The sequence below is a fragment of the Acidovorax sp. KPB24-07 genome (genome assembly GCF_057543315.1).
This window is the reverse complement of sequence record NZ_BAAJYS010000237.1, coordinates 1-5,654: the sequence shown is the minus strand read 5'-3', so window position 1 is coordinate 5,654 and position 5,654 is coordinate 1. Positions and strand designations below refer to the sequence as shown.

The following is a 5,654-nucleotide window of genomic DNA, read 5'->3' as shown; positions in this document are numbered from 1 at the left end:
TGCCGCTGCGCGTGCTGGAGCTGATCGCGCGCGACAAAGCCTGCGAGCATCCCGGGCAGGCCTGCCACGGCGAGTCGTGCCCGCTGGCCCGGGGCTTCTACGACCGCCTGCCGGCCGCGCGCGTGGCAGCGCTTTCGCCCACGGCGGGCGGCGGCGACCGGCCCCTGCTGGACCAGGCCCACGTGCGCGAAGCCGCCCTGGCCCACGGCGTGTGCCCCTACTACCTGGGCCAGGAACTCGCCCGCTGGGCCGACGTGGTCGTGGGCGACTACCACTACTACTTCGATGCCGGCGCGCTGCTGCACGGCCTGGCCCAGGCCAACCAGTGGCGCGTGGCGGTGCTGGTGGACGAGGCGCACAACCTCGTGGAGCGCGGCCGCCGCATGTACACGGCCGAATTGCTGCCCGATTCGCTCTACCAGGCGCGGCATTCGGACACCGCCGCCCGCGTGCCGGCGGTGAAGAAGGCGCTCGACAAGGTGCGCCGCGCCTGGGTGGCGCTGGACAAGGCGCAGCCGGGGGCCTACACCGTGCACGAGGCCTTCCCCGCCGCGCTGCTGGCCGCGCTGCAGCAGTGCGGCAGCGCCCTGGCCGACCATTTCGCGGAGCACCCCGAGCAGATGGACCCGGCGCTGCAGGCCTTCTACCTGGAGTTGCTGCACACCCAGCGGCTGGCCGAGTACCTGGACACGCATTCGATGGTGGACGTAACCCGCGCCCCCGGCGGCGCGCCCGGCAGCTCGGTGGTCTGCCTGCGCAACGTGGTGCCGGCGCCGTTCCTGGCGCCGCGCTTCGCGGCGGCGCACACCAGCACGCTGTTTTCCGCCACGCTGCAGCCGGCGCGCTACTACGCCGACCTGCTCGGCCTGCCGGCCGGCCATGCCGGCGTGGACGTGGCCTCGCCCTTCCAGGCCGCCCAGCTGCGCGTGGCCGTGGCCCGCCACATCTCCACGCGCTACCCGGACCGGTCCGCCTCGCTCGTGCCGATCGCGGACCTGATGGCGCGGCAGTTCGCTGACCGGCCGGGCAACTACCTGGCGTTCTTCAGCAGCTACGAATACCTGCAGCAGGTGGCCGAGGCGTTCGCGCGGCGCCACCCGCAGGTGCCGCACTGGCTGCAGTCGCGCCGCATGCAGGAGGCCGGGCAGCGCGAGTTCCTGGCGCGCTTCACCGAGGGCGGCGAGGGCATCGGCTTCGCCGTGCTGGGCGGCGCGTTCTCCGAGGGCATCGACCTGCCGGGCCGGCGCCTGATCGGCGCGTTCCTGTCCACGCTCGGGCTGCCGCAGATGAACCCGGTGAACGAGCAGATCCGCCAGCGCATGCACGCCCTCTTCGGCGCGGGCTACGACTACACCTACCTCTACCCGGGCCTGCAGAAGGTAGTGCAGGCGGCCGGCCGCGTGATCCGCTCGCCCAGCGACGAGGGCGTGGTGCACCTGATCGACGACCGCTTCGCGCGGGCCGAGGTGCAGCGGCTGCTGCCGGCCTGGTGGGCGGTGGAGGATTAGGTCTCCAATCGGCCTCCAGCACAGATTCTTCTAGGGCATATTGCTATTTAATTTGTAGCAAATGATGCCCCGCCGCCGGGGTCATGCGGCCGCGTTCGCCGGGAAGTCCGTGGACGCGGCCAGCGCGCGCCACTGGGCGGTTTCCGCCTGCACGAACGCGTGCTTGTCGGCAATGGCCTGCAGCGTGTCGGTGCCCAGCGGCAGTCGCAGGGGCGGCGCGGGGCTGTCCACCAGTTGCAGGATGGCCTGGGCCAGGCGCACGGGGTCGCCGGGCTGGTTCCGATGGATGCGGCGGGCCGCCTCGCGCACGGCGCCGGCGCTGGCGGCGTAGTCCTGCACGACCCGGGGCGAGATCGCCAGCGACGCCGTGTCGAGGAATTCGGTGCGAAAGTAGCCCGGCTCCACCACCGTGGCGTGGATGCCCAGCGGTGCCAGCTCGGCGTGCAGGGCTTCGGTCAGGCCCTCGACCGCGAACTTGGTCGAGCAATACACGCCGAAACCCGCACTCGATTGCACCCCGCCCAGCGACGAGATGTTGATCACGTGGCCGGCGCGTTGCGCGCGCAGGGTGGGCAGCACGGCACGGGTCACGTTCAGCAGGCCGAACACGTTGGTGTCGTAGAGGCTGCGCACCTCGTCGGCGGTGGCCTCTTCCACCGCGCCCAGCAGGCCGTAGCCCGCGTTGTTGACCAGCACGTCGATCCGGCCGAAGCGTTCCAGCGCGGCGCCCACCGCCTGGCGGGCCTGTGCCTCGTCGGTCACGTCCAGGGACACGGCCAGCAGTGCGTCGTGGGTGCCCAGCCGCTGGGTGACGGACTGCGCGCTGCGCGAGGTGGCCACCACGGCATCGCCCCGGGCCAGCGCGGCCTCTGCGATGCGGGCACCGATGCCGCGCGAGGCGCCGGTGATCAGCCAGACGCGGGGATGGGAAGACGACGAAGCGGAGGAGGAAGCGGAAGTGGCAACGGAAGCGGTGGCGGTCATGGAAAGTCCTCGGGTTTCTATTGGCGGTCTGCTCGGTCTGGCAGGCCGGTCGATCCGGCTGCCGTGGGTGGGACTTTAGGCACACCATTGCCATTGCACTAGCCCATAATCCCTCGATTCATACGCAAGCAATACTTGTCAATTGACGGTCAATCAAGGGGGAATGCCATGGCCATCAACGAACTGCGGGCCATCGCCACCTTCGCGAAAGCCGCCGAACTCGGCAGCCTGCGCCAGGCGGCCTCGGCACAGGGCGTCACGCCGCAGGCGGCCAGCCTGGCGCTGGCGCAGCTGGAGGCGCACCTGGGCGTGCGGCTGTTCCACCGCACCACGCGCAGCCTCAGCCTGACGGAGGAGGGCCGCCGGTTTCTCGATGCCGCGCAGCCCGGGCTGGCCACCCTGCAGCGGGCGGTGCACGGCGCGCGGCGCGGGCGTGAGGAGATCGCCGGGCCGCTGCGCATCACCGCGCCGCGGTCGATGATGCTGGAGGTCATCTGGCCCGTGGTGGACGCGTTCTGCCGCCGCTATCCGCAGGTGGAGCCCGATGTGCAGCTGGACGACCGCATCGGCAACTGGGTGGAGGACCGGGTGGACGTGGGCTTTCGCTCCGGCTACCCGCCCGAGGGTGGGGTCGTCGCGCGGCGCCTGATGGCGCTGCAGCTGGTGGTGTGCGCCACGCCGGAGTACCTGGCGCGCCATGGCGTGCCGTTGCGCATCGAAGACCTGGCCGGGCACCGCTGCAGCGGTTTTCGCCACCCCGCCACGGGCAAGCCCATGCCGTGGGAGTTCCGCGTGGGCGAAGAGATCGTGGCCCACGCCGTCGCGCCGGCAGTCTGCGTCAACGACATCGAGCTGGAGGCGCGCGCCGTGCTGGGCGGCCACGCGATCGGACAGCTGGTGGGCACCACCGCCGCGCCGCTGGTGCGCAGCGGCCGGCTGGTGCCGGTGCTGACCGATGTGGTCGCGCACCACCTGGGCTTGTACGTCTACTACGGCAGCCGTGCGGCCCAGCCGGCGCGGGTGCGCGCCTTCATCGACCTGGCGGTGGACATGCTGGCGGACAACCCGGCGTTTGGCCTGAGCCCGCAGGAGCTGGCGGGGGCCAGCGCGGCGCACGCGAAGGCGCTGAAGAAAAGCCGGAAAGCCGCTGCCGCCACTGCCACTGCCGCCGCCGCCCCGGCATCGGCGCCGACCCGCTCGGAACAACGCCCTACAGAAACGACTTAACTGGCGCGTGTCTTCGCGCTTGGAGCTCCACCCGTAGAAGCTTCAAGGGGCGGTCTCAAACCTGAAGTGCAACACCTCGATTGAGATGGATTTGCCGTCTCAGTGAATGGTAGCGTCCTGCTGCTGAGCAATGCCTGCATGAACTGCTGGAGCACCTGATAGGGAGAGCGCCACTCCAGGGTCTGGCGAGGACGGTTGTTCATGAGGTCGGCAATGGAGTCGAGCGCAGCCTGATCGTGGATGCCCAGGTCAGTGCCCTTGGGCAGGAACTGGCGCAAAAGCCCGTTGGTGTTCTCGCAGCTGCCGCGCTGCCATGGGCTGTGTGGATCGCAGAAGTACACGCGCACGCCTGTGGCCTGCGCGAGCAGGCGACTGTGCGGGTGCAGCTTGGGGGCAGGACGCGCTGCATCGCGGCGAGCTTGGCAGGCAGCCTGGGCGGACCGCAAGGCATAGCCGTCGCCAGGGGTGCTGTTGCGTACCAGCTCACGGTACACGGTGCTGGGGCTGCGCCCGAGCAGGCGAGCGATGAATCGCCCGCTCCATCCTTGCTGGACCAGCGAGGCCAGCGTCAGGCGTTCTTCGGGGTGCAAGTGCGTGTATCGCGAAGTCATCTGTGCAAGTTACCTGAGGTTCAGGTGTTGCACTTCAGGTTTTAGACCGCCAATCGGTTTTAAATTGTGATTGCTTATTACATTCCGTCACGTGAGTTTTGCTCTGTACATTCAAACGCTTTTATTGCAAAGGAGATTGAGAATGCGTTTGAAAAGTGCGGTGTTGTCTGGTTTGGTGTGTGTGAGCGCTTTCGTCGGAGCTAATAGCGCATACGCGGCCGGTTATTTTGGAGCAACGAGCAAAACTTCATATGACGGATGGGCTTGCGACCCAGCAACTCCCGGTTATGCAGGATGGATCCACTTATGGCGAGATGATGGTAAATTTTTAGGCGCACTACCATCTGGAATACAACGTGAAACTGCCGTACAGTCAATCTGTGGCGATAGTGGGCTTCACGGGTTTGCGGGGGAAATATCGTTTCCTTCGGAATACCTCGACAATCGGACACACACTGTTCGCGCATACTTCATTCGTGATGACGGGACTAATTTCGAGTTGCAAAACTCAGTGAGTGTGACTTTTGATGGCGGCCCTGTCGCCCCTCCGCCTCCGCCGCAACCAGTAACTCAAAGTGGGTGCAGCGAAACGGGGAGCCCCCCTTCAACTGGATGGGTAGTTACAGGGCATAGCAAAGGGGGATGCCCCGGCAGTCAACTCTATTTCAGTTGGACCTATATCGCCGATTTGCCAATTGGAAGTGAGGTGGCAATTTGTTACACGACATTCTCCATTCCTTCCAATTGGCGAATCTCTAGCCAGCCTGATTCCACAGCCAATAGTAAGTGCTATTACAGCACCGGTTTTGGACAGAGTCCGGACCGATACCAGATCATTAAAAGAATTTCTTAACTAAATCCCTGTCCAGCTAGATTTGATCCATAGCCAGGATTCAAAGTGGGCCGTCGGTTTTTACTATCACGAGTTGAGTCAGGTCGTGCGCAGTCGGCACGCCATCAGGCTTTCGTCGTGGTACTGGCCATCGACGCACAGGTAATCGCGCTCGACGCCATACGCCACGAAACCCGCGTCCCGGTAAAGCGCTACGGCCGCCGCATTCGATGCGGTGACGCCGAGGTTGACTTGGCGAACGCCCAGCGGCGCGGCGGCGTATTGCAGGGCGAAGCGCAGCAGGCGCCGGCCCACGGCCTGCCGGCGCGCCTCGGGCGCGACATACATGCCCCACAGGAACGCCTTGTGCGAGAGCTGACGCATGTCCTCGCGCTTGATGCCCACGGTGGCGACGAGCCTGCCGCCGTCGAACGCGCCCAGCACGGCCCGGCCGGGCTGGGGCTGCAGGCGGCGTTCGAAGTCGGCCAGGGG

At 66.9% G+C, this 5,654-nt stretch carries 4 protein-coding genes and 2 pseudogenes; 2 read left to right on the top strand and 4 right to left on the bottom strand.

The annotated features are described in order from the left end of the window. On the top strand, positions 1-1,508 hold a 1,508-nt coding region (locus tag AC27IQ_RS18185), incomplete at its 5' end, for an ATP-dependent DNA helicase (protein ID WP_487090294.1). An 81-nt stretch (positions 1,509-1,589) separates the two neighbouring features. On the opposite strand, the gene AC27IQ_RS18180 is transcribed toward AC27IQ_RS18185, so the two are convergent. Further along, complete coding sequence (locus AC27IQ_RS18180) at positions 1,590-2,492, bottom strand: oxidoreductase (protein WP_487090293.1); 903 nt, start codon at positions 2,490-2,492, stop codon at positions 1,590-1,592. Between the two features lie 168 nt (positions 2,493-2,660). Between AC27IQ_RS18180 and AC27IQ_RS18175 the strand changes: the two genes are divergently transcribed. Continuing rightward, positions 2,661-3,719 carry a LysR family transcriptional regulator gene (locus AC27IQ_RS18175; protein ID WP_487090292.1) on the top strand — a complete coding sequence of 353 codons (1,059 nt, stop codon included), beginning with the start codon at positions 2,661-2,663 and terminating at the stop codon, positions 3,717-3,719. 181 nt (positions 3,720-3,900) lie between these two features. On the opposite strand, the pseudogene AC27IQ_RS18170 reads toward AC27IQ_RS18175, so the two are convergent. The 3 genes and pseudogenes from AC27IQ_RS18170 to AC27IQ_RS18160 form a co-directional block, all read right to left on the bottom strand. Beyond that, positions 3,901-4,084, bottom strand: a pseudogene (locus AC27IQ_RS18170) (IS30 family transposase); the annotation flags it as partial. A 162-nt stretch (positions 4,085-4,246) separates the two neighbouring features. Beyond that, positions 4,247-4,330 (bottom strand): annotated as a pseudogene (locus AC27IQ_RS18165) (hypothetical protein); the annotation flags it as partial. A 931-nt stretch (positions 4,331-5,261) separates the two neighbouring features. After that, on the bottom strand, positions 5,262-5,654 hold a 393-nt coding region (locus AC27IQ_RS18160), incomplete at its 5' end, for a GNAT family N-acetyltransferase (RefSeq protein ID WP_487090291.1).